This window comes from Stieleria sedimenti (assembly GCF_025060895.1).
GTDB classification, from domain to species: domain Bacteria; phylum Planctomycetota; class Planctomycetia; order Pirellulales; family Pirellulaceae; genus Stieleria; species Stieleria sedimenti.
The window spans coordinates 1-19507 of sequence record NZ_JANZKV010000181.1 but is presented as its reverse complement, the minus strand read 5'-3'; the positions used below and the strand labels follow the sequence as shown (position 1 = coordinate 19507).

14 protein-coding genes are annotated in these 19507 nt (G+C 58.0%); 6 read left to right on the top strand and 8 right to left on the bottom strand.

Features of this window, described 5'->3' with window-relative positions; translation table 11 throughout:
- Nucleotides 1–561 precede the first annotated feature (561 nt).
- Both NZK35_RS22870 and NZK35_RS22865 read left to right on the top strand, forming a co-directional pair.
- Entirely contained in the window at nucleotides 562–960 is a 399-nt protein-coding gene (locus tag NZK35_RS22870) for an HU family DNA-binding protein (protein ID WP_259634845.1), read from the top strand.
- Nucleotides 961–1014: 54 nt separating this feature from the next.
- Nucleotides 1015–1233 (top strand): hypothetical protein, encoded by a 219-nt coding sequence (locus tag NZK35_RS22865; RefSeq protein ID WP_095740768.1) that lies wholly within the window; start codon nucleotides 1015–1017, stop codon nucleotides 1231–1233.
- Between the two features lie 224 nt (nucleotides 1234–1457).
- On the opposite strand, the gene NZK35_RS22860 is transcribed toward NZK35_RS22865, so the two are convergent.
- The 7 genes from NZK35_RS22860 to NZK35_RS22830 form a co-directional block, all read right to left on the bottom strand.
- Complete coding sequence (locus NZK35_RS22860) at nucleotides 1458–3101, bottom strand: flagellar hook protein FlgE (protein ID WP_259634844.1); 1644 nt, start codon at nucleotides 3099–3101, stop codon at nucleotides 1458–1460.
- A gap of 91 nt (nucleotides 3102–3192) precedes the next feature.
- Nucleotides 3193–3558 (bottom strand): flagellar hook capping FlgD N-terminal domain-containing protein, encoded by a 366-nt coding sequence (locus tag NZK35_RS22855; protein ID WP_145388661.1) that lies wholly within the window; start codon nucleotides 3556–3558, stop codon nucleotides 3193–3195.
- Between the two features lie 10 nt (nucleotides 3559–3568).
- Nucleotides 3569–5512 carry a flagellar hook-length control protein FliK gene (locus NZK35_RS22850; protein ID WP_259634843.1) on the bottom strand — a complete coding sequence of 648 codons (1944 nt, stop codon included), beginning with the start codon at nucleotides 5510–5512 and terminating at the stop codon, nucleotides 3569–3571.
- A gap of 194 nt (nucleotides 5513–5706) precedes the next feature.
- On the bottom strand, nucleotides 5707–6720 hold the full coding sequence (locus tag NZK35_RS22845; protein WP_259634842.1) for a sigma-54 interaction domain-containing protein: 1014 nt from the start codon (nucleotides 6718–6720) through the stop codon (nucleotides 5707–5709).
- A gap of 35 nt (nucleotides 6721–6755) precedes the next feature.
- Nucleotides 6756–7142 (bottom strand): hypothetical protein, encoded by a 387-nt coding sequence (locus tag NZK35_RS22840; protein WP_259634841.1) that lies wholly within the window; start codon nucleotides 7140–7142, stop codon nucleotides 6756–6758.
- Nucleotides 7129–8160, bottom strand: coding sequence for a tetratricopeptide repeat protein (locus NZK35_RS22835; RefSeq protein ID WP_259634840.1), 1032 nt, complete (start codon nucleotides 8158–8160; stop codon nucleotides 7129–7131). Before NZK35_RS22835 ends, NZK35_RS22840 begins: the two co-directional genes overlap by 14 nt.
- On the bottom strand, nucleotides 8157–10466 hold the full coding sequence (locus tag NZK35_RS22830; protein WP_259634839.1) for a tetratricopeptide repeat protein: 2310 nt from the start codon (nucleotides 10464–10466) through the stop codon (nucleotides 8157–8159). The genes NZK35_RS22835 and NZK35_RS22830 overlap by 4 nt, the downstream gene beginning before the upstream one ends.
- A 211-nt stretch (nucleotides 10467–10677) precedes the next feature.
- Here NZK35_RS22830 and NZK35_RS22825 point away from each other — a divergent pair, with 211 nt between their 5' ends.
- From NZK35_RS22825 to NZK35_RS22810, 4 genes are all read left to right on the top strand, one after another.
- Nucleotides 10678–10971: a flagellar biosynthesis anti-sigma factor FlgM gene (locus tag NZK35_RS22825; protein ID WP_095740776.1), complete on the top strand. Its 294-nt coding sequence runs from the start codon at nucleotides 10678–10680 to the stop codon at nucleotides 10969–10971.
- A gap of 95 nt (nucleotides 10972–11066) precedes the next feature.
- A complete protein-coding gene (locus NZK35_RS22820; protein WP_259634838.1) occupies nucleotides 11067–12479 on the top strand; it encodes a flagellin N-terminal helical domain-containing protein in 1413 nt (470 codons plus the stop codon).
- A 421-nt stretch (nucleotides 12480–12900) separates the two neighbouring features.
- Nucleotides 12901–14895 (top strand): flagellar filament capping protein FliD, encoded by a 1995-nt coding sequence (gene fliD / locus NZK35_RS22815; RefSeq protein ID WP_259634837.1) that lies wholly within the window; start codon nucleotides 12901–12903, stop codon nucleotides 14893–14895.
- Nucleotides 14896–14944: 49 nt separating this feature from the next.
- Nucleotides 14945–15355 carry a flagellar protein FliS gene (locus NZK35_RS22810; protein ID WP_259634836.1) on the top strand — a complete coding sequence of 137 codons (411 nt, stop codon included), beginning with the start codon at nucleotides 14945–14947 and terminating at the stop codon, nucleotides 15353–15355.
- A 539-nt stretch (nucleotides 15356–15894) separates the two neighbouring features.
- Here the strand turns inward: NZK35_RS22810 and NZK35_RS22805 are convergent.
- Nucleotides 15895–19335 (bottom strand): VCBS repeat-containing protein, encoded by a 3441-nt coding sequence (locus NZK35_RS22805; RefSeq protein WP_259634835.1) that lies wholly within the window; start codon nucleotides 19333–19335, stop codon nucleotides 15895–15897.
- Nucleotides 19336–19507 lie beyond the last annotated feature (172 nt).

Genomic DNA, 19507 nt, shown 5'->3' with positions numbered 1-19507 from the left:
CTTAGCGGTATTGGGCTTAAGCCGCCCAATGTCGCTGCGTAGCAGCGACCGGGAATCGCCTAAAGACTAGACACCAACGGTTGCTGAATCGCTTGTTACTTATGCCCTTGCCATTCGTACCTGCCCCATCTTCCGCGGCTGATCCCTTTTCCGCGGCACCCGTATGGTCACTAGTTTCGGTCACGGGAAACGCCAGAATGCCCGTCCGCTTCCGCGTCGCGGCTCACCGCATCAACAGGCCGCCCGCGACATCCGATACCGCGTCCCCCCTCGACGAGCAACGAGAGATCGCTCGACGATCCCCCCCGGGCCCGCAGCTCCAGTCGCAACAATATTTCCGGTTATCCGGAATGCTTCAAGAATCCGGTGTGGAGATGCCGACATTCATACCAAGAGCGGTCTGCTTTGCCAGAAATCCGTCCCCGTTCAGATGGGGGCGTTGGCTTGACGACCGACTCCGGCATCCCTATGCTTCGGCCTTTAAGTTGAAAGCTTGCAAAGGGTTACATCATTCGCCCTCAAGCGTATTTTGGGTCGGCGGAGAGCCAGCAGGAGTCGGGAGTGACCAAGAAAGACATCGTCCGAACGATTTCTGACGAAGTAGGCCTAACGCAACAACAGACGAAGAAGATCGTCCAGAAAACCTTTGATTCGATTATCGAGACGCTTGTCCGCGAGGGTCGAATCGAGCTGAGGAATTTTGGCGTCTTTGAAGTCAAACCGAGGGCTGCACGCCGTGCGCGCAATCCCCGGACAGGCGACGAGGTGATCGTACCGGAAAAGTACGTCGTCACCTTTAAGCCTGGAAAGTACATGGAGGTCAGGGTTCAGGACGCAGAACTCGACGTTCACCATGACGAGCTGTCAGGTGGCGTTGACGAAGCGAACAACGGTGCCCAGGTTTCCCCAACCGATACCACGCCGTCCAACAAGATTTCCGGTCGCTGGGACGAAGATTAATCGATCGTCACAGGGGTCGTGGCCCAACTGAAAACGTTCACGGAGGAACGTCCTATGCGTCGCTTGTTCCAACTCACCATGCTGGCTGTCTGCGTCAGCAGCTCCGTCGGATGCTTTCTTCCGATCTATTCGCCGCGTCCCGAACGCCGCGTCCAGCAATTGCTTTACACCTCCGAAGACATGCGTTCGGTGATCGACGAGTGGGAACGTTTCTGGTTCCTCGATTCGCCCAGTCACCTGACTCCGATCCGGACTCACGGCGGCATCATGTAAGCAGCGGACGCGCCCGGGTGGGCAACGCTGTGAAGCATTTTTAGCGGCAGGACGCGAGCCCTCCGGTGTTCGGGGAACGAAGACGAACCGGAGGCCTTGCGCCCTGCCGCTAACACTTCGTTAAGCGGATCCGTTGCAACGAACAACGCCAAGAGGCTCAATGCCCCTTGGCGTGATCGACGTTTTAACAGATCCAATCCGCCGCGTGCTTCAACACGCTCAGATTAACGGATGATGTTGGTCAGCTCTTCCAGCATTTCGTCCGACACGGTGATCGTCCTTGCGTTAGCCGAAAAACCACGCTGGGCGACGATCAATTGGGTGAACTCTTGGGCGATATCCACATTGGAACGCTCAAGCTGACCTCCCATGATCTGCCCTCGGTTACCGGACATGCCGCTTCCCAGCGAAGCCTCTCCACTGCTCATCGACTGCTTGAAGTAGTTGCTGCCCACGGCGTCGAGTGCATTGGGATTGCTGAATGTGGCGATGGCGAGTTGGGCAAGCGGAATCGCTCGGCCGTTGGAAGCCAAGCCGGTCAGCTCACCGGTCGTCGAAACCGCAACGGAGGTCAGCGACCCCGGCGGAATACCGTCTTGCATCTGCGTGATCGAAAAATCCGTCGCGAGATGGCTCAGCCCGGAGAAATCCAACGCGATCTCTTGTGGTGCGGTGATTCCGTTGAACTGGATTTCGATGTTCGCGTCCCCCACTCCGGTCAGCCCAGCCAGGCCGTAACTTCCGTCTTCGTTAAACGTCAGATTCAGCACGGAGTTATCGATCAACACCCCCGATTCGGCACGAATGTCGGCGGTGACCGACCAGGTATTTGCGGACTCCTTCAAAAAGTCGAAATTGATCCGGTGGCTCTCGCCTCGCACGTCAAACACTTCCATGGACAACTCAAATGTGTCGCCATTGCTGCCCTGGGTGCTGAGAAACATTGAGTTGGCAGAGAAACTCGATCCCCCCACGTTGCCGGACGCATCGCGAAGCAACAGGCTGAGGAAACCCTCTCCGGTCGTGTCCGAAGTGACCGAAAGCGTACCGTCGGCGGCCAGAGCAGCGGTTGCGCCGGTCAACGCAGTATTGAGCGAGTCGACCAGATCTTGAAGCGTTGCGGTTTCCGCGTTCAAGTTCACGGAAAAGGGCGTCCCATCGGGATTCGTTCCGGATATTTCGATCACGTCGCCGGCGACATAGTCCGTGGTGTTGATGGTCAAATCATTCAGCAACGTGGTTCCATCGGCCACACCGGAAGAGGTGGAGAATCCGGTGAAGGACTGCAGCACTTCGGCCACCGGCGGCGAAGAACTCGACGGCAGGTTGCCCGTGAAGTTGACCATGCTGCTCGCTTCGCCGGCGATCGGCGCCCCGATCGGGACGTTGATGTAGCTCTCGCCGATGTCCTGAAACGCGACTCCACCGTCGGTCCCTTCGCCGACGTCCCCCATACGCTGCACCAGAAATCCGGTCGCCGGATCGACCAGGCGACCGTTTGAATCCAGCGAGAAGGCTCCGGCGCGAGAGTACACGTTGTCGTTGGCTTGACCGCCCAACGTAAAAAAGCCTTCGCCCTGAATCGCAAAGTCGAAAATCTGAGACGTCGATTCCAAGGTTCCCTGAGTAAAACTACGCGTGATCTGGGCGGTCTGCACCCCCGTTCCGATCGCTTGCGGATTGATCCCTCCGCTGTCCTCGGTTGCCGCCGACGCCCCCCGAGCGACGTTGTACATCAAGTCGCTGAACACGGCCGATTGGGATTTGAATCCCACCGTGTTCATGTTGGCCAGGTTGTTGGCGACGACATCGAGTTTTTGCTGATGAGTGCGAAGTCCGGTGATGCCGGTCATCAAAGATCTAGACATAGGTTGCCCCTAAAGATGGTAGATGATTGGGTGAAATGGAATGCAAGTGAATCAAGAAAAGAGCTCGGCGGAAGCTTCGGCCTCCCCGTTGCTAAGCGGCCTCGGCCACGCGTGCGATTTGATCCAGCGAAACGGTTTGACCATCGACGAGCACTTGAATGGAGTCATCGATGTTGAAGACGTCGGTCGCGACACCGGATTTGATCGAACCCGATGCTTCATCGAGGTAGTCGACGGACTTGCCGATCAGGTTGACCCCCTGCGTCAATTCCTGCAGCTGCATGTACTGGTTGAATGATGCATTGAGATTCTCGATTCCTTCCAGGATGGAAAACTGCGTCAAATCATTGATCAATCCCTCTTGGTCAACAGGATCCACCGGATCCTGGTGCTGAAGCTGGACGGTCAATAACTGAAAGTAGTCGATTGAAGCGGTTTGCGAGTTGATTCCTTCCATCTGTCTCTCCTTAGGCCACGATGTTGACGCCGCCGCCGGAAACCGATGCTCGGCTCACCTGGGACTGCGTTTCTGGTTTCGATTGATAGCGATGCTCGGCGGGCGCCTGACGGCTCTCCGATTCTGTCGACGATTGATCTTCGTAAAAAATGTTGACGTCGGATGTTTCGAACCCGAGGTCGGAAAGGGCCTCCATCAACTGGTCGCGGTGGCTGGTCAATAACTCGCTGGTGACGAATTCGGTTGCGATGATTTGTGTTTCGATCGCTTGATCGGACTGCGTGACCTGAATCTTCAATGTTCCCAGTTCGGCCGGATGAATCTCGACGCGGACGGTCTGGCCTTCAAGCTGCAGACTCGACCGCATCGCATCGTGAATCACTTCCGCTGTCTTCTTGACGGCTTCCGGTGATGCCGGTGACTGCGAAATGAATTCTTCCAACGAAAGCGACTCCAGGATTTCCTGTTCGACACTCATTTCGGCCGCCGCATCGAAAGGAGAATCGATCGGCACGACCGAGGGCTGTTCGCTCGTGTCCGGAGTCACATCGATCGGTTCGCCCGAAACCATCGGGTCAAACGAATCACCGCCGCCAGATTGTTGCCCACCGAGTTCCGGTTGGCTTTCTGTTTCGATCGACACAGACTCAAGCACTTCTAAATCGACAGACAGGTCGCCAGCGTCTTGCACGTCAACCGACTCCGAGTCTTCGACCGACTGTTTGGTCACCGGTCGGATCGCTCCCACTGCAGAAGCGTCTTCATGGACCGCTTCACCGGCTGAGCCGGACGCCAGCCCGGACGCGAGCGGTTGTTGAGCATCTTGTCCTGCGAGATCGATCGTGACCGCATCGTCGATCGCGGAGTCCGCATCGTTCGCCGGGACCCGTCCGTCCGATGTGAGTTCGTTGTCGAAACGATCTGCTTCAGCCGAACGTGAGTTCGAGGTCTCGCTTGACGCTACGGCCTGTTCAGTCGCCGCCGATCCAGCAACTGAGCCGCTGGATTCGGAAAGTCCTCCGGCATCCGCCGCATCACCACCGGCGACCGATCGCCCCGGCGAGCCCTCCGGCGCCCCGCTGGTCGGCACTGCTGTATCCGCCAGCCGCCCTGATGCCAAGCGTTCTTCCAGTGACTCGGCGGTGTCGGTGTCCGCCGCTGCATTCTCGACCAGTTCGCCCCCCGGCGGTGAGACCGCCGGTTCAGCGTTGCCACGATCTGTCTCAGTGGACGCGAATTCATCCGGTGTCTGGGATTGCTCATTCGGCTCACCCGAATTCGCGTTTCCGCTCGCTTCCTGCGGTGTTCCCGCTCCCGCGGACAGGGCTTCTGCAATGCCATCCGAATCGGACACGGTTGCGTCGCGGCGAGCCTCCGACGGGAGACCGGCATCGGATGAATCAGCATCGCCCAGCGGTTCGATGCCGTCGACCGACACGCCGTCTGCCAGCGTCTCAAGCTCAGCGCTCGCATCGGCCGAGGAGAACACACCGATGTCATCCAGTGCCGCATCGCCATGACCAGCCTGTGACGAACCGTCGGCCTGTCCAAGTTGCCGTGCCAACGACGGATCGACTGGCATAGCCATCGCATCACTTTGTAAGCTGGTGTGGTCGACCGCGTCCACCGAAACCTGCTGCGCGGTCCCGATCGCCAGGCTCGTCGATGCCCACTGAGTGTCTTGCCACTTCGAAGTCTCCCCATCAATCTCTGCTGCTTGGGTCACGACAAGCTCGGTGCCGGAAGCGGCAAGGCCACCCGCTGCGACCGCAGATGCAACCGCAGACGCCTCCGCCTGCGCGTCAGGATCGTCGTTTGCCAAGAGCTTCTTTACGACCGACTCGAACGACTCAGACGCCTCGGCCGGATCTGCCGACTTGCCCTTCGCCTGAGAAGCCGACACCTGATCGGAACAAGACGTCGCGCAAGGGAAATCGAAAAAGAGGTTTGCCATTTTTTCCTCGAGGTGAGTTTCAGTCCGCAGACACGTCCGCGGAACACTTGGCAAACGCTGTGCCAAACTCGTCAGAGGCTCAAAATAGCTTTCCTATCGGCGGGTCATTTACGCAGAATGATCAACCGTCATTTCTGAAATTTCCTCAAGTCATCGGCACGGCAAATCCTGCATCACCGGAGGCAATTGTTTCCTCAGGCTGCCTTGCGACCGTCGCCCGGACTCTCGCGATATCGCTTGATTTTGTTGGTCAGCGTCCGCGGCGAAACGCCCAATTTTTCCGCAACCACACGTCGATTGCCGAAGCGGTCAATGGCGGCGGTAATGATCTGCCGTTCGACATCTTCCAAATGCGTGTGCAGCCAACGCTCCGGCAGCGGTGCTTGTTGATCCTCGCCTTCTGAAGCACGATCAGTGACGCCGGCTTGAACGTTGCGGCTGCCCCGCCGGTCAACGGAGTCAGCCGTCTCGGGCAGCCCCAGATGCTCGACGCTGATTCTTGGACCGTCCGACAACACGCAAGCCCGATGAATCACATTGCGTAGCTCGCGAACGTTCCCCGGCCAATCATGACGGGCCAGCGCCTTCATCGCAGGCGCATCCAATCCTTCGATTTCGACTTCGCCCTCGTGTTTAAATTGTCCGACGAAGTGCATCGCCAACGGCGGGATATCTCCGATTCGATCACGCAGTGGCGGAATCTCAATTTCAATCACATTGATTCGATGAAACAAATCTAACCGAAAATTACCCTCATCGATCTCGCGCTGAAGGTCTCGGTTGGAAGCCGCGATGATTCGCACGTCGTGGTCAATCGGCGTGCTATTGCCGACGCGTTCAAATCGCTTCGATTCCAAAACGCGCAGCAATTTCGCTTGAGAGGCGATCGGTATCTCGCTGACTTCGTCCAGCATCAGCGTGCCGTCGTTGGCCAACTCGAACCGTCCTTGCCGCGCAGCGACGGCGCCGGAGAAAGCTCCCTTCTCGTGCCCAAAGAGTTCACTTTCGAGCAGATGCTCTGGCAGCGCGGCGCAGTTGACCGTCACCATGGACTTGGAAGACCTGGGACTGGACTGATGAATCAGTTCGGCAAACAGCTCCTTGCCTGTACCGCTTTCACCGGTCAGCAACACCGGGGCGCTCGAACGCCCCGCTCGCTGAGCAAATTTGATCAGCTGTTTGATTTTTGGTGATTGAGTGATAATCATCCTGAGACGCCCCGATGCGAATCCCGAAGGTCGCGTTAGGCGTGATTGTTCCCCCGATAGGCGTTTTGCATTTGCACCGCGCGAACACTTCCTTGAATTTTGGGAAACAGCCGTCGCAGTGAGTCGACCGACGCTTTTTCCAGGCCGGCCAACTTCGGCATCAACGATTTGACCACGTCGATGGTCTCGTCCGTCAAGGTCTTGATCTGCCCGCTGGCCTGCTCGTGTTCCTGTTGATAACGCTCGCGGAGCGGTCGCAGTAGATCCTCGGTCTGCTTGATCTGCTTCATCTGCTCATTGATCGCCTCGACACCACGTCCGGGCTCGCGTTCAATCGCATCCACGATCTCGCTGAGAGATTGGTACTGCTGTTTGAGCTTGAGGGTGTAGTCGATCAGCGTCTGTTCTTCATGGGCTAACATAGGTTTCTGACCTTTCCAGGAGGGCATCGAATTCTGTTGACACGCGATTGAATTTCACCTGTGTTCCATCCGCAGCCTCCGCGTATTTGAGCCACCACTTGGCTGCTTTGACGGGATAGTCCGTGGACTCTTCATTGGCGATCTCTCGCAGCGTTCCCTGAGCTTTTTCAAACTGACCGAGCTTACGCTGGCACAGTGCGATCAGCAGATCCAGCCAAGTGCGATCGGACTGGGAAAGCGCATCGACCGATACGGAGCGAAACGCCTTGAGCGCCGATTCATAATTTCCGGTACGGTAGAGACTTTCACCGAGCGCCATGGCATTGACCGGATTGGGCAGAATCCGTTCGGCGGACCTGTCTGATTCGGGCGCAGCTTCTTCAGTTGCATCGTCCACCGGAGCCGCATTGTTCAAGCTGTCGTCGATCGATGACATCGCCGAGCCAGCCTCTTCCGCCGCCCCGGGACGACGAACCGGATCCGCTTGAACCACGTCGCCCTCGGGAACCGACAGCGTGGGCACTGCGGTCCCCCCAGGGATTGCGGACGCTTGTTCTGTCGGCGCGGCCATCATTCGATCACGACGAAGCCGCTGTAGAATTCGGATGCGTTCGCGAATCTCAGAGAGGCTTCTGGTTGACCGACCAGCCGTCGCCCCGGCCTCTGAGCCATCGGCCGCGACGTCACGATCGACCAAGTCGCCACCGGAAACCCGATCACCTGGCCACCCCGATTGGGACGCTGGCTGCGCCTCTGGCTCGCCCGCCGACTGACGTTCCAGCCGGGCCTCCTGGGTGGTCTTGATCAAGGCGTCGAGACGATCTTGGACATCTTGTTTACTCGCCGAGTTTCCGGTCATCATCGAACGCAGCGACGGCGCGTCTTCTTCGGTCGCCTGACCACACACCGGCCCGGCCAGACCCAACATGGCGACCAACGGGAACACCAACAGACCTTTACCAAATACTTTTGCAATCAAGGTGACGCAGCCTTTTGATGGTTGTGTTCGAACTTTCATGGCGACACCGCCGTTTCACCGCCCGCCTCTGACGCCGCCCCTTCTGACTTGGGCAACAGCCCCGCAAAACACAGGGCGGCAGCGTAGTGATCACCCGATCGCTGCAACGTTTGACCGAGCTTCTCCAGCGCGCTTGACTGAATCTCCTGATCGATGTCCATGCTCAACAGCCGCCGACAGATCGCTTCACTTTGCTCCAGATTCCCTAAATCCAACTGCACCGACGCGTGCAGGTACAACACCCGGGGCAACAGTGTTGCAGAAACAGTCCCGAACGATTCAATCGTCTCGTTCGCTTTGTCCAACGCCTGCGAGGCATAGTACATCTCTGCCAGTTGCAACCGAATTCGCTCATTCCAATAACCGGCCGGCGCGATCTCCAAGGCCTCGTTCAATCGATCGATGGCATTGGAACGCAAACCGACCGCCGAATACGCCTTGGAAACGATCAACGCATCGGCATACGAAACCACGTCGTCGGGCTGCAGCGCCGCCAGCGCCAACACCACGCGTTGGCCTTCATCCTGCAACCCAAGCGTTGGCCCGACATGCTGAAACCTCGCGAACGACGAAAACACACTCGCCAACCGCTCCACCGACCCTCCGTCCAATCCAGCCGACGATTCAAACAGAACGGCATTCGCAGAATACGGATCCCCCGTCAACAAATACGCTTTTGCAAGTGTCATTGCGGCCTGTGCGAACACGGCCGGATCGTCGGCCCGCCGCAATCCTCGCGAGGCCGCCGTGATCGACTTCTCCAACTGACCAAACTCCAACTCCAAGTCCGCGATCATGGAATAGACCTGAGCCTGAAGCTCCGCCGACAAGGTCTGATCGAGCGCCATGTAACTCGAATGCAAGGCGTTGAGTTTTTCGCCGCGGACAAGCGAGAGCGATGCCTCGTTGAAGTACAGCTTGGCACTGAGTTCATCAGCCGGACCGACATCACGGGCCGAACGATATTTTTCCACAGCAAGATCCCAGCCGCCGGACAGACGAGCGTTGTTGCCTTCGTTCATAATCGCTGCGGCGGTACGCTCGACGCCGCTGGCATGCCCCAGCCCCTCCTCCTTGTTCAGGCTCAATTGAACCTGCCGCAAGATTCGCTGCGCACGGGCCAAGTCAAAGGACGCCAGATCCTTGGACGTCAACTCATCACGCGCCATGATCGTCAACACGCCCTCTGACTGACTCCACGCCAACGACATCGGCTCCAACGCGTGATCCAACAACATCGAGACGGGCATCACCGGCGAATCAACATCCGCCAAACGCCCAACCAACGAAGACTTGGCCTGCTCGGTCACAATGACCTGCAACCCGGACAGCCGCTGCAGCTCTGAAATCAACTCCAAGACCGAGATGCCTTTCAAGTGAGCCTGCACAAGCATCAGCGAAACGCCACCGTCATAGTCCTGCAATAACTTTAGCCCTGACGCAGGATTCGCCGGCGGGTCGGCGGGCGATTTGAAATCAGCCAGCTCAAGAATCGGCTCCACCATCACCGGGGACCAATGGTACTCCATCGGCTCTTTGCGCAGCGCCTCGATGACGACCTGGCTGGCGAGCAGTCGCCGCTGCAAGCAGTCCGCCAATTGCTGATGAATCGACTCCCGAATGATCACCGGGTAGGCTTCATGCGAGTAGACCAAAAACAACTCACCCAACAGCGAGATCGCTTCGCCCAACTGACCTTCACGCTCCCAAAGCCGAGCCAACCCCAACAGGCTGACCAATTGCTGCGCCGAGCCCTTCTTCGCAACACGGATGGCACTGTGGTAATGCTTCTCGGCTTGCTGATGTAATCCCGCCAACTCAGACGCCAACCCCAGCCGAATTAGAACGGCACAGTCGACCGGCAGATTCGCTTGCTGCCACAGCTTGCTGTAGTGCTTGACGGCACCGATCGAATTCCCGCCGAGCAACAGGCGATCACCCAACTCGAGGACACCGAAGTCGATCGGCTGGCTGCGCTGCGACGTCGGGCCGGCGTCATTCCAGATCCCCGAGACCGCACCGGGCGCGGCCGGCGCCGCCTGAGGGTTCTCCCCCATCGCGGGCTCTGCAGCTCCCGATCCTTCGCTGCCGGGCGGTTCGGCACCGAGGTCTGCACGGGGGTCTGCACTGGAGTCTGCACTGGGATTGGCGGCGGGGTTGGCCACAACCCCGACTGCCGGGGCCGGTTCAACGGCAACCGGCGACTCGACGTCCACACCGGGTTCCGAGGGCCAATTGTAGACCAGCCCGCCGACCGCACCGATCGCCAGAAACACTGAAATCCACAAGACTTCCGCTCGAAACACCGTGTTGCATCCTGCATGAGACGTCGCCCGCATCAACCGGATGGGGCTTGGAAAAGCGATGGATTTGGCGCATTCCGGACATGCGCTATTGTCCCTTCATTCGCTACGACTGTATCGACTAAAAAAGCTTTGCGGCTTGAAGAATTTATACGCAAGTTCGCCGCCGGCCTCTCGACAACCCATTTCAGTCACCCATTGCGGAGAGAGAAAAATGAGAATCAACCCAATTGGAAATTCGCAGCCCGCTCAATACAAGCGGCTCGATTCCCAGTCGACGGCCCAGCAGAGTGAGACGTCATCGCCGACCCAGGCTTCGGCGGCTCAGTCTTCGGCGGCCTCGACACCGATTCAACTCGATTCGATCCGCGATTTATCACAGGTCCTCACGCAGTCAGCTGATGTGCGCGAGTCCGTGGTGGAAGCAGTCAAACTGAAAATACAAAGCGGCGAGTACCTGACCAAAGAGGCTGCGGTCGATACGGCCAGGTCGATTCTCGATTTGTAATCTTGCGGGGGGTCCTCCCTCACACGCAAGAGCCACGGATGCACTCATTGTCACGGACGTTTCTTTGAATCCCTAATCCAGAGTTAGCAAGAGAAATGAGCTTAACAATAACCAACAACGTCGGCGCTCTGAATGCCCGCAACAATTTGAACCGATCTTCGAACGCGTTGAACAAGTCGATCGAACGACTGTCGACGGGTTTCAAAGTCAACCGGGGTGCAGACGGTCCTGCTGCGCTCGTGATTTCGGAGAAACAACGTGCTCAAATCGCCGGACTTCGAACCGCCATCGACAACACCGAAAAGGCTGTGGCCGTCGTCCAAACCGCTGAAGGTGCTCTGAACGAGATCAACAGCATCCTGATCAAGGTCCGTTCGCTGGCACTCGATTCGGCAAACTCTGGCGTCAACGACGCCGACGCCTTTGCCGCCAACCAAGCGGAAATCGACAACGCGTTGGACACGATCAACCGCATCGCCGCCAACACCCAGTTCGGCGAAAAAGCACTGCTCAACGGAACCGCCGGCGTTACCGGTACGACATCCGACACCGATGTCACGTTCCTCAAGGGCGGAAGCAACACCAGCGACGGAACCTACGCCGTCGCCATCACCACGCAAGGTGAACGAGCCAACATCACCGCGGGTACTTCGCAAACCGGCAACCTCGCCGCCGACGAAGTCCTCTCGGTCAACGGCGTCAGCATCACCCTGAACTCGGGCCTGAGCCGAGCCGGCGTGGTCGCTCGGATCAACGAATTCACCGACCAAACCGGTGTCGTCGCCGAAGACGTCTCCGGTGGAACCCGCCTACGATCGATCGAATTCGGTTCCGAAGCGGAAATCGAAGTCGTTTCCGATACTGCTGCCGCAGGGACGTCCTCCGGTTTCGGCACGACCCTCGATTCCGATCAAGGTGTCAACATCGAAGGTACCATCGACGGTGTTGTCGCTTCCGGCAAGGGAAACACCCTCACCAGCGTTTCCGGTTCGTCCAAAGGCACGGTGGTCCGCATCGGCGAATTGGCCGCCGACGCGGTGCTGACCGAAACCGGTGCCCAGGGCAACGTTTCGATCCAGAACAACGCCCTGGTCTTCCAGATCGGTGCCAATCAAAACCAGACGGCCCAAATTTCGATCCAATCGGTCAACGCCGATGCCATGGGCGTTGCCGTGACCGGAACCAAGTTCAACAGCTTGAACGAAATCGACGTCACCTCCTTCGACAACGCTCAAGACGCGTTGAAGGTGATCGACGCATCGATCGACGAACTGTCCAACATGCGAGGCGAACTGGGTGCGTTCCAATCGAACACGCTCGAATCGATCGCCAACAACATGCGATCGACACTGGAAAACACCGTGAACGCCGAATCGGTGATTCGCGACACGGACTTCGCCGAAGAAATCTCCAAATTCACCAACAACCAAATCTTGGTGCAAGCAGGAACTTCGGTTCTCTCCAGTGCGAACCAAACGTCGCAATCGGTGCTGTCGCTGCTTCAGTAAGACAGACCGGACTGAGACTCACCGCCGAGTTTGGAAATCCACCCCTTCCACTCTCGGTGGCCCGCGTCAGCGTACTCTCCGCGCTCCCGCCGCCGAATCGACCTGGCGGCGTGACCGCGGCGGGTACGCTGACTTTTTTTATGGAAGTTAAACCTTAGCCGTCCTTCGGATTACACGTGAAGGTTTACCGTCGGTTCAGACTTTTGCGTCAACATCACGATGCACGCAATCTAGGTTTCCGATGGAGCAATCTGAGGTGAGACCAGAACGGACTCGCGACGTGATCAACCTGGATGACTGAAACCCGTCAGGGTGCTGCGCTCTTGGGCTGCCGATTTCAGACGCGACCCGCAGCGTGAGAGCCCGCTTCCTGACGCTCGAAATGCCCACGCGGCAACACTACGCCACGAGTTAATTGACGATGTTCAACATTGACGGGATCGTTTCTGGATTTGACACCAGCGGCATCATCGATAGCCTGCTCGGATTCCAGCAACAACAAATCGACAAGTTCAACTCGCGCAAGGCCGAGGTCGCCACCAAACAGACTTCGTTCAAAGGCATCGAGGCACAACTTGTCACGCTTCAGTCCTCGCTGGGCCGACTCAACCGAGCCACAAACTCGGTCTTTGACGCGCGGGTTGCCTCCAGCACCAACGAAGATGTCGTCACCGCAACCGCCGGAAGCGGCGCGATCGCGTCCAACTATCAAATTAGCGTCGAACAACTCGCTACCGCCCACCAGGTCGCCTCGCAAGGCTTCTCGTCCACCACCGACCAAATGGCCAGCGGTGATATCACATTCAAAGTCGGCGACCGAGCCGAACAGACGATCAATATCAACGCCAGCAACAATACCCTGAAAGGCTTCGTCAACACGATCAATGAGCAAGTCGAAGACATCAATGCGAGCATCGTGTTCGACCAGGCCGCCGGTTCCCATCGCATTCTGCTATCTTCAAAACGAACCGGTGCGGCAAACACCATCACCGTCACCAGCGCACAAGATCCGCTGACCGGTGTCCTGCCCGATTTTTCAGGCCCCGCCGTTCAGCCGCCACTCAACGCGATCGTCAAACTCGGATCAGGTATCGGCGCGATCTCGGCTGAATACGATTCCAATACCGTTGACGGCCTGATCGAAAATGTCACCCTGGAACTCAACAAGGCCGATCCTGGCGGTGTGATCACGATCGATATCGAAGCCGACACCGAATCAGCGAAAGAAGCGGTGCAAGGATTCGTCGACGATTTTAACTCCATCATCGAATTCATCGATGCCCAATCGCAATACAACCCCGAGACCGAAGTCGGCAACCCACTGCTGGGCGATCGGTCGGCCAGCACCATCAAGAACAAGCTGCTGACCATCGTTTCCGAAACGGTGCCCGATTCCGCCGTGGCACGACTCAGTGAAATCGGTGTCGACCTGAACTTGCAGGGCAAACTGGCCATCGATTCAGAAAAACTGGACAAGGCCCTCAACGGCGAACTGGACGGAATCGACGCCAAAGACATCCGAAACCTGTTCGGACTCAATGCCGTCTCCACCAGTTCCGGTGTCCGATTCCTCGGCGGCACCGGACGAACCGAGCCGTCTCAAACGCCCTACGAGGTCGACATCACACAAGCCGCCGAGCAGGCATTGGTCAACGCCACCAACGCCGCCGCAGCAAGCATCGTTGTCGATGGAACCAACAACCGCTTCGAGATCACCGTCGACAGTATCGTCAGCGAATCCCTGACACTGACCCCCGGAACTTACAGCACCAGTGAATTGGCCGATCACCTCGAATCGGTCATCAACAGTTCCTCCACCCTCGGCGTCCACCAAGTCCAAGTCAGTGTCGGTAGTGACAACCGACTCAGTATCACCACCGAGGCCTACGGGTCCGCTGCCAATATTTCCAGCTTGAACGGAACCGCGGCGTCCATCCTCGGATTTACCGGCAGCGAAAACGATGCCGGCCAAAACGTGGCCGGTCGCTTTCTGGTCAACGGCGTCGAAGAAATCGCCAAAGGCATCGGACGAATCCTCACCGGCGACCCGGATAATGAAAACACAGCCGACTTGCGGGTCGAAGTCACTCTCACGGCCGCCCAGATCAATTCCGGTAGCGAGGCCGAACTCACGGTGACGCAAGGGATCACCGGGCGACTGAACGATTACATCCGCAGCGTCTTGGATGCCGAAACCGGACTGCTCAAAACAGTCAACGAAACGTTCGAATCCAGAATCGCATCGATCGACAAGTCCATCGAACAGGTTGAAAAACTGACCGAATCCAAACGTGAGTACCTGATCGCGGAATTCACGGCGCTGGAAAGCATCATCAACGAACTGCAGACCACCGGGAACTTTATTTCAACCCAATTAACCTCGCTGGGCAACTTCAGCAACAACAACAAAAAGTAATACCTTTACACCGCACTTTCATACGGCATTTGCACACAGGGGATAGTGAATGAATCTGCTCAAGACCTACCAACGAACGAGTATCAAACGTGGCTGGACACGCGTCGACTTGTTGCTGATGCTTTACGATCGAGCGATCGGCGAAATCGAATCCTGTGAAATTGCCGCCGCAGCGGGAGACCGAACGCTCTACTGCAAGCACGAGTTGGCGCTGCGAAAAACCATCATGACGATTCACGCGGGACTCAAGCCCGACGAGGACGAAGTCGCTTTCAACATCGCACGCCTGCTGCATTTCGTGATGGTCCAGTTCGATGACAAAGACTACGCGACCGGCAAGAAGATCCTCGGTCAGATTCGAGACGGATTTGCCCAAATCGCCGACCAAGCCAACGAGATGGAACGTCAAGGCACCATCCCGGCCCTCCCCGAAACCGACACCTTCGAATCCATCGCCTAACCGGGGCCTGTCCTGCTTCTCCCGAAAGGGATCAAAGCAAGTAGCCGGAGGTCAGCGCAGCGCAACCTCCGGGACACGCGATCAATCCTCCCATCGACCCCGGCCGGGGTCGCAGCGAATCAATCCGCAGGTGGTGTGGCGGTCCGTCTTTCGAAAGGCGTTGATCGGGGAACTCGCCTGAGGATTGGCTGGCCGGGTCTGAGGGCTCCAGCGCGATTTGCTTCGACACCCTTCGGGGTCGCAGCAGGGGGACCGCCAGAGATCCGGAGGTGTCGCTTCGCTCACCTCCGGCTAATCGCTTGGACCCCGTCGGGGTAGACCGCGGCGCGTGAAAGACCGGGAAGGCTCACGCCGTGCCGCAAACCAGGTATCACTCCGTTTGGTGCCACAGGCGAGCGGTAGCGAACCGAGTATCCCGGAGGGATCACAGCGAGTAGCCGGAGGTCAGCGCAGCGCAACCTCCGGGACACGCGATCAATCCTCCCATCGACCCCGGCCGGGGTCGCAGTGAACTCGAGTGAGTCGAGGCACGGGCGAACTCAATCAAAGGGGAGCGTCGTCAGGAAACGTTGTCCGAAACGGCCGTAGTCTTGACCGTCGATATCGCCGTCTCCGTCGCTGTCGAAAATGGAGTTGAATAATGGGTCGTTCTCGGGTTTCAAGAACGTCATTCCGAAACGGCCATAGTCTTGACCGTCCACGTCGCGGTCGCCGTCGCTATCTCCAAAGAGTGCAAAGAAACCGTCCGCTTCTGCGACCCCAAATTCAAACGTTCCGCCCGAAAGTTGATCGCCATCTCCATCGAGGATGACGGTGCTGCCACGGCGACGGACTTTCGCGGGATCGATCGTCACGTGATAGTTGCCGTCGACCAGTGCATGATTCGCGCCGCGCGTCATCGCTCCGCTGAACGCAAGCGTGGCGACTGTATTTCCCTGGATCGTCGCAACCGTGACGCTGTGATCGACGGGGCCACCATCGCTGCCACGCTTCGTGATTTGGAATGCCCCCGGATCGATCTCGACGTAACCTTCGATTTCAACGTTGACCTCGGTCACGGTGGATCGTTGACTGCCATCGGGGTCGTTGTTCAAGACGACACCACCGACTTGGGCGACGTCGAACAATTGCAGCGTGTAGAAAAGCTCTTCGTCCGTTCGAATCCCCCATTCGGTCCCAAGCGGATGATCCTGGTACGTCCTCGACGCAAAGTCACCACTATAGCTCGGGGCAGAAAAGAGATTGGCAAAGGCCCCCACCTTGATTCCGCCGCGGTAAACGACATCAACGATCAAATCGCCGCCGAACACGATCGGACTGGTGGAACGGATGGTATCAAGCTGCCGTCCTGTAAACTTGGTCACGGGCCCCAATTCGATGGGGTTATCCGCATCCAGAAACAGCTCATTAAATCGAAGCTCCAGATCGCCATCAAGCGTGATCTGAACCATCTGGTTGATCTGAACGTCGTTGATCTCCCTCATGCGAATCACGGACTGAATCCCGCCCTGCTCGACTTCGATCCGACCGTTTCCCAGCGGAAGGTCTTCTGTTCTGTAGATTGCGTTGGTGGCTCCCGTGCCGATGATGCTAACGTCTTGATGGTCTCGTGGTAGCCCGTTCAACCATTGCCCTTCGATAAGAATCCCACCCGGAAGGGAAAAGAAGCCGTCACGGAAATCGACGAAGACGCTACCGAGATAGGTTCCGTTGTCGAAGGTCCCCATTTGAATCGACAACGAGCGGGTCGAAGCCAAGGGAGTCGACGAGAGAATCTGCGGCGGAAAGGTGTAGCTGACCACCTGCAGGTCGTTACCATTGAGTTCCACCCACACGTCGCTGGATAGCGAATCAGGCAGAACGACCTCGACGTCCCCGCCGATCGCAACCTGATAGTCCTCCACTTCACCGTCGGCGGCGTAGCCGGTGGGGTCGGTGATGGTCTCCGATGCGAGCCGTACGCGGGCCATCCGCCGGCCCGGTTGGACGTCGGCGGGAACGTTGTAGTTGAACGTTTGCAGACCGGGGATCACATCGGCACCGGTACGGATTCTCTCATCGGATTCCCAGATCCCGTCGCCATCCCAGTCGATCCAGGCGGTGACTTTCCCGCTTGATGCGTTTTGCAGATCGATGTTGAATCCGGCCATTTGCCCGGGTTCGATGTCGCCGAACAAAACGCCGTCCTCATCAGCCCCATCGCCGTCTGCGTTGGGCGACGGCTGGCCATCGGTTTCGACATCGCGAGTCGCCCCCAGCCTGGGTCCCGTCGCAACGTGATACGCGCCACGGTCCGCGATCGAAGTCGGAAAAGGCGCCGGGGCGTCTCCGAAGTCGGGTGAGTTGATGTTTCGATGCCAAACGAAGCCGTCGTCCCCTGCGGCCGCACTGACAACATCCAGATCACCGTCCTGATCGAGATCGACGATGGAGATTGGATCCGGTGCATCGATCGACCGCACCAACACTTCGGTAAAGTTTTCATTCCCATCGTTGCGGTACCAAACGACTTGATCGTCATCCACCAATGTCGCCGCCAAGTCGAGATCACCGTCGCCATCCAGGTCACCGCTCTCGACATTGCCGACCGGATTGCCCGACGATCGAATCGTTCCGCCGTTCGACCAAACGCCCGTTCCGCGATTCTCGAACCACTCGATCTTGCCGGCGGAATCTCCCGTCAGCAAGTCGAGATCGCCGTCACCATCGATGTCGGAGACGTCGAACGACACAAACGTACGATTGACGATCCCGCCCAGGCTGTCGATTCCAAAGCCCGACGTCCCCTGGTTCTCAAAGTACACAATTCCCGTGGAGTCATTGGGCTTCACGTCGGAGACAAAAATGTCCAGGTCTCCGTCGCCTTCAAAGTCGACGAGGGTCAGGTCGCGGGGCATGTCTGCAATGTAACCAAAGGTGCTCGTCGACCGGAAATCGAAGGTCATGTCACCCCGGTTGGCAAACCAATACACGCTATCGTCGCGCGGTACACCAAACGCGATGTCAATATCGCCATCTCCATCGATGTCGCCGACGTCTAATGTGGTCACTCCGACTGATGAGAGTCTGGTGTTGATCGAACGAGCCACAAAGACTCCGGGGGAAGCATTTTCGTACCAGGAAACCACTCGGTCGCCCGTACCCTGTGCGATCACGATGTCCGTGTCGCCGTCCCGGTCCAGGTCACTGGCAACAATCTCGGTCGCGTTGATTTGGTCAATCACGTGCTGCTCAAACCGCTCGCTGCCGTCATTTTCGAAGTACAGCAACTGGTTCGTCGCGGGAGACGTTGCAATCAAATCCACGTCACCATCACCGTCGATGTCGGCTGCAACGAACCCAGCGATCTCAGGCGTTCCGCTCGATCCGATCACGTCATGCGGTAGCACCACGTCTGTCGCGACAAGTCCGCCGATCGAGACCGGATAGTCTTCCACCTCGCCATCAGCCGCTTCACCGGAAACGCCGAGTCCTCCCGCCGTGGACAATCGAAAGCGGGCAAAGGACAGTCCCGGCTTGGCGTCGATGGGCACATCAAAATTCACGGTACTGAAGCCACTCGCCAGCGACAATGAGGAGGCGATCTTTTCCGATCCGCCGTCCCACCGACCGTTGCGGTTGAAGTCGATCCAGGCATCCAGCTTCGCCGGACCACCTTGAACGTTCACGATCAGCGTCGCCCCGACCTCGCCGACGCGAAAGCCTCCGATCGTGATTCCGTCTTCATCAGGCCCGTCCGACTGCGCGACGACGGAGGGAACTCCGTCGGCTTCGGAGTCGCGCAAGAAACCGAGCGTAGGTCCGGTCGCGATGTGCCGTGCCCCATCGGCTGCCAACGTGGTCGGGTAGGGTGCCGGCGCGTCGCCGAAGTCGCTGGCCAATAAATCCCGACGTTCCAAAACCTCACCGCAGAGTCGACGTCGGCGCTGATGCCCCCGATCGCGCGATCGCAACCGATTCGTGCGTGCATGCTGTTTCATCGTCTCCACCGCCTCTCGTCGCTGCTGAGCGAAGCTAATGGAAGAATCTTAACCCCTCGCCGAAGCGTTTGCTGGCAATTTCTTGGGCAATCTCTCGGGGTCTGTCCCCGAAAAGTACGTTGCCGACCCCGTCCGCCTGCGGAGCAGGCTTTACCCCAATACCGCTAAGTTA

Excerpts from the sequence above, each read along its gene's own strand:
- NZK35_RS22865 (WP_095740768.1), top strand. The coding sequence starts at position 1,015 with ATGCGTCGCTTGTTCCAACTCACCATGCTGGCTGTCTGCGTCAGCAGC.
- NZK35_RS22860 (WP_259634844.1), bottom strand. The coding sequence starts at position 3,101 with ATGTCTAGATCTTTGATGACCGGCATCACCGGACTTCGCACTCATCAG.
- NZK35_RS22855 (WP_145388661.1), bottom strand. The coding sequence starts at position 3,558 with ATGGAAGGAATCAACTCGCAAACCGCTTCAATCGACTACTTTCAGTTA.
- NZK35_RS22850 (WP_259634843.1), bottom strand. The coding sequence starts at position 5,512 with ATGGCAAACCTCTTTTTCGATTTCCCTTGCGCGACGTCTTGTTCCGAT.
- NZK35_RS22845 (WP_259634842.1), bottom strand. The coding sequence starts at position 6,720 with ATGATTATCACTCAATCACCAAAAATCAAACAGCTGATCAAATTTGCT.
- NZK35_RS22840 (WP_259634841.1), bottom strand. The coding sequence starts at position 7,142 with ATGTTAGCCCATGAAGAACAGACGCTGATCGACTACACCCTCAAGCTC.
- NZK35_RS22835 (WP_259634840.1), bottom strand. The coding sequence starts at position 8,160 with ATGAAAGTTCGAACACAACCATCAAAAGGCTGCGTCACCTTGATTGCA.
- NZK35_RS22825 (WP_095740776.1), top strand. The coding sequence starts at position 10,678 with ATGAGAATCAACCCAATTGGAAATTCGCAGCCCGCTCAATACAAGCGG.
- NZK35_RS22820 (WP_259634838.1), top strand. The coding sequence starts at position 11,067 with ATGAGCTTAACAATAACCAACAACGTCGGCGCTCTGAATGCCCGCAAC.
- fliD (WP_259634837.1), top strand. The coding sequence starts at position 12,901 with ATGTTCAACATTGACGGGATCGTTTCTGGATTTGACACCAGCGGCATC.
- NZK35_RS22810 (WP_259634836.1), top strand. The coding sequence starts at position 14,945 with ATGAATCTGCTCAAGACCTACCAACGAACGAGTATCAAACGTGGCTGG.
- NZK35_RS22805 (WP_259634835.1), bottom strand. The coding sequence starts at position 19,335 with ATGAAACAGCATGCACGCACGAATCGGTTGCGATCGCGCGATCGGGGG.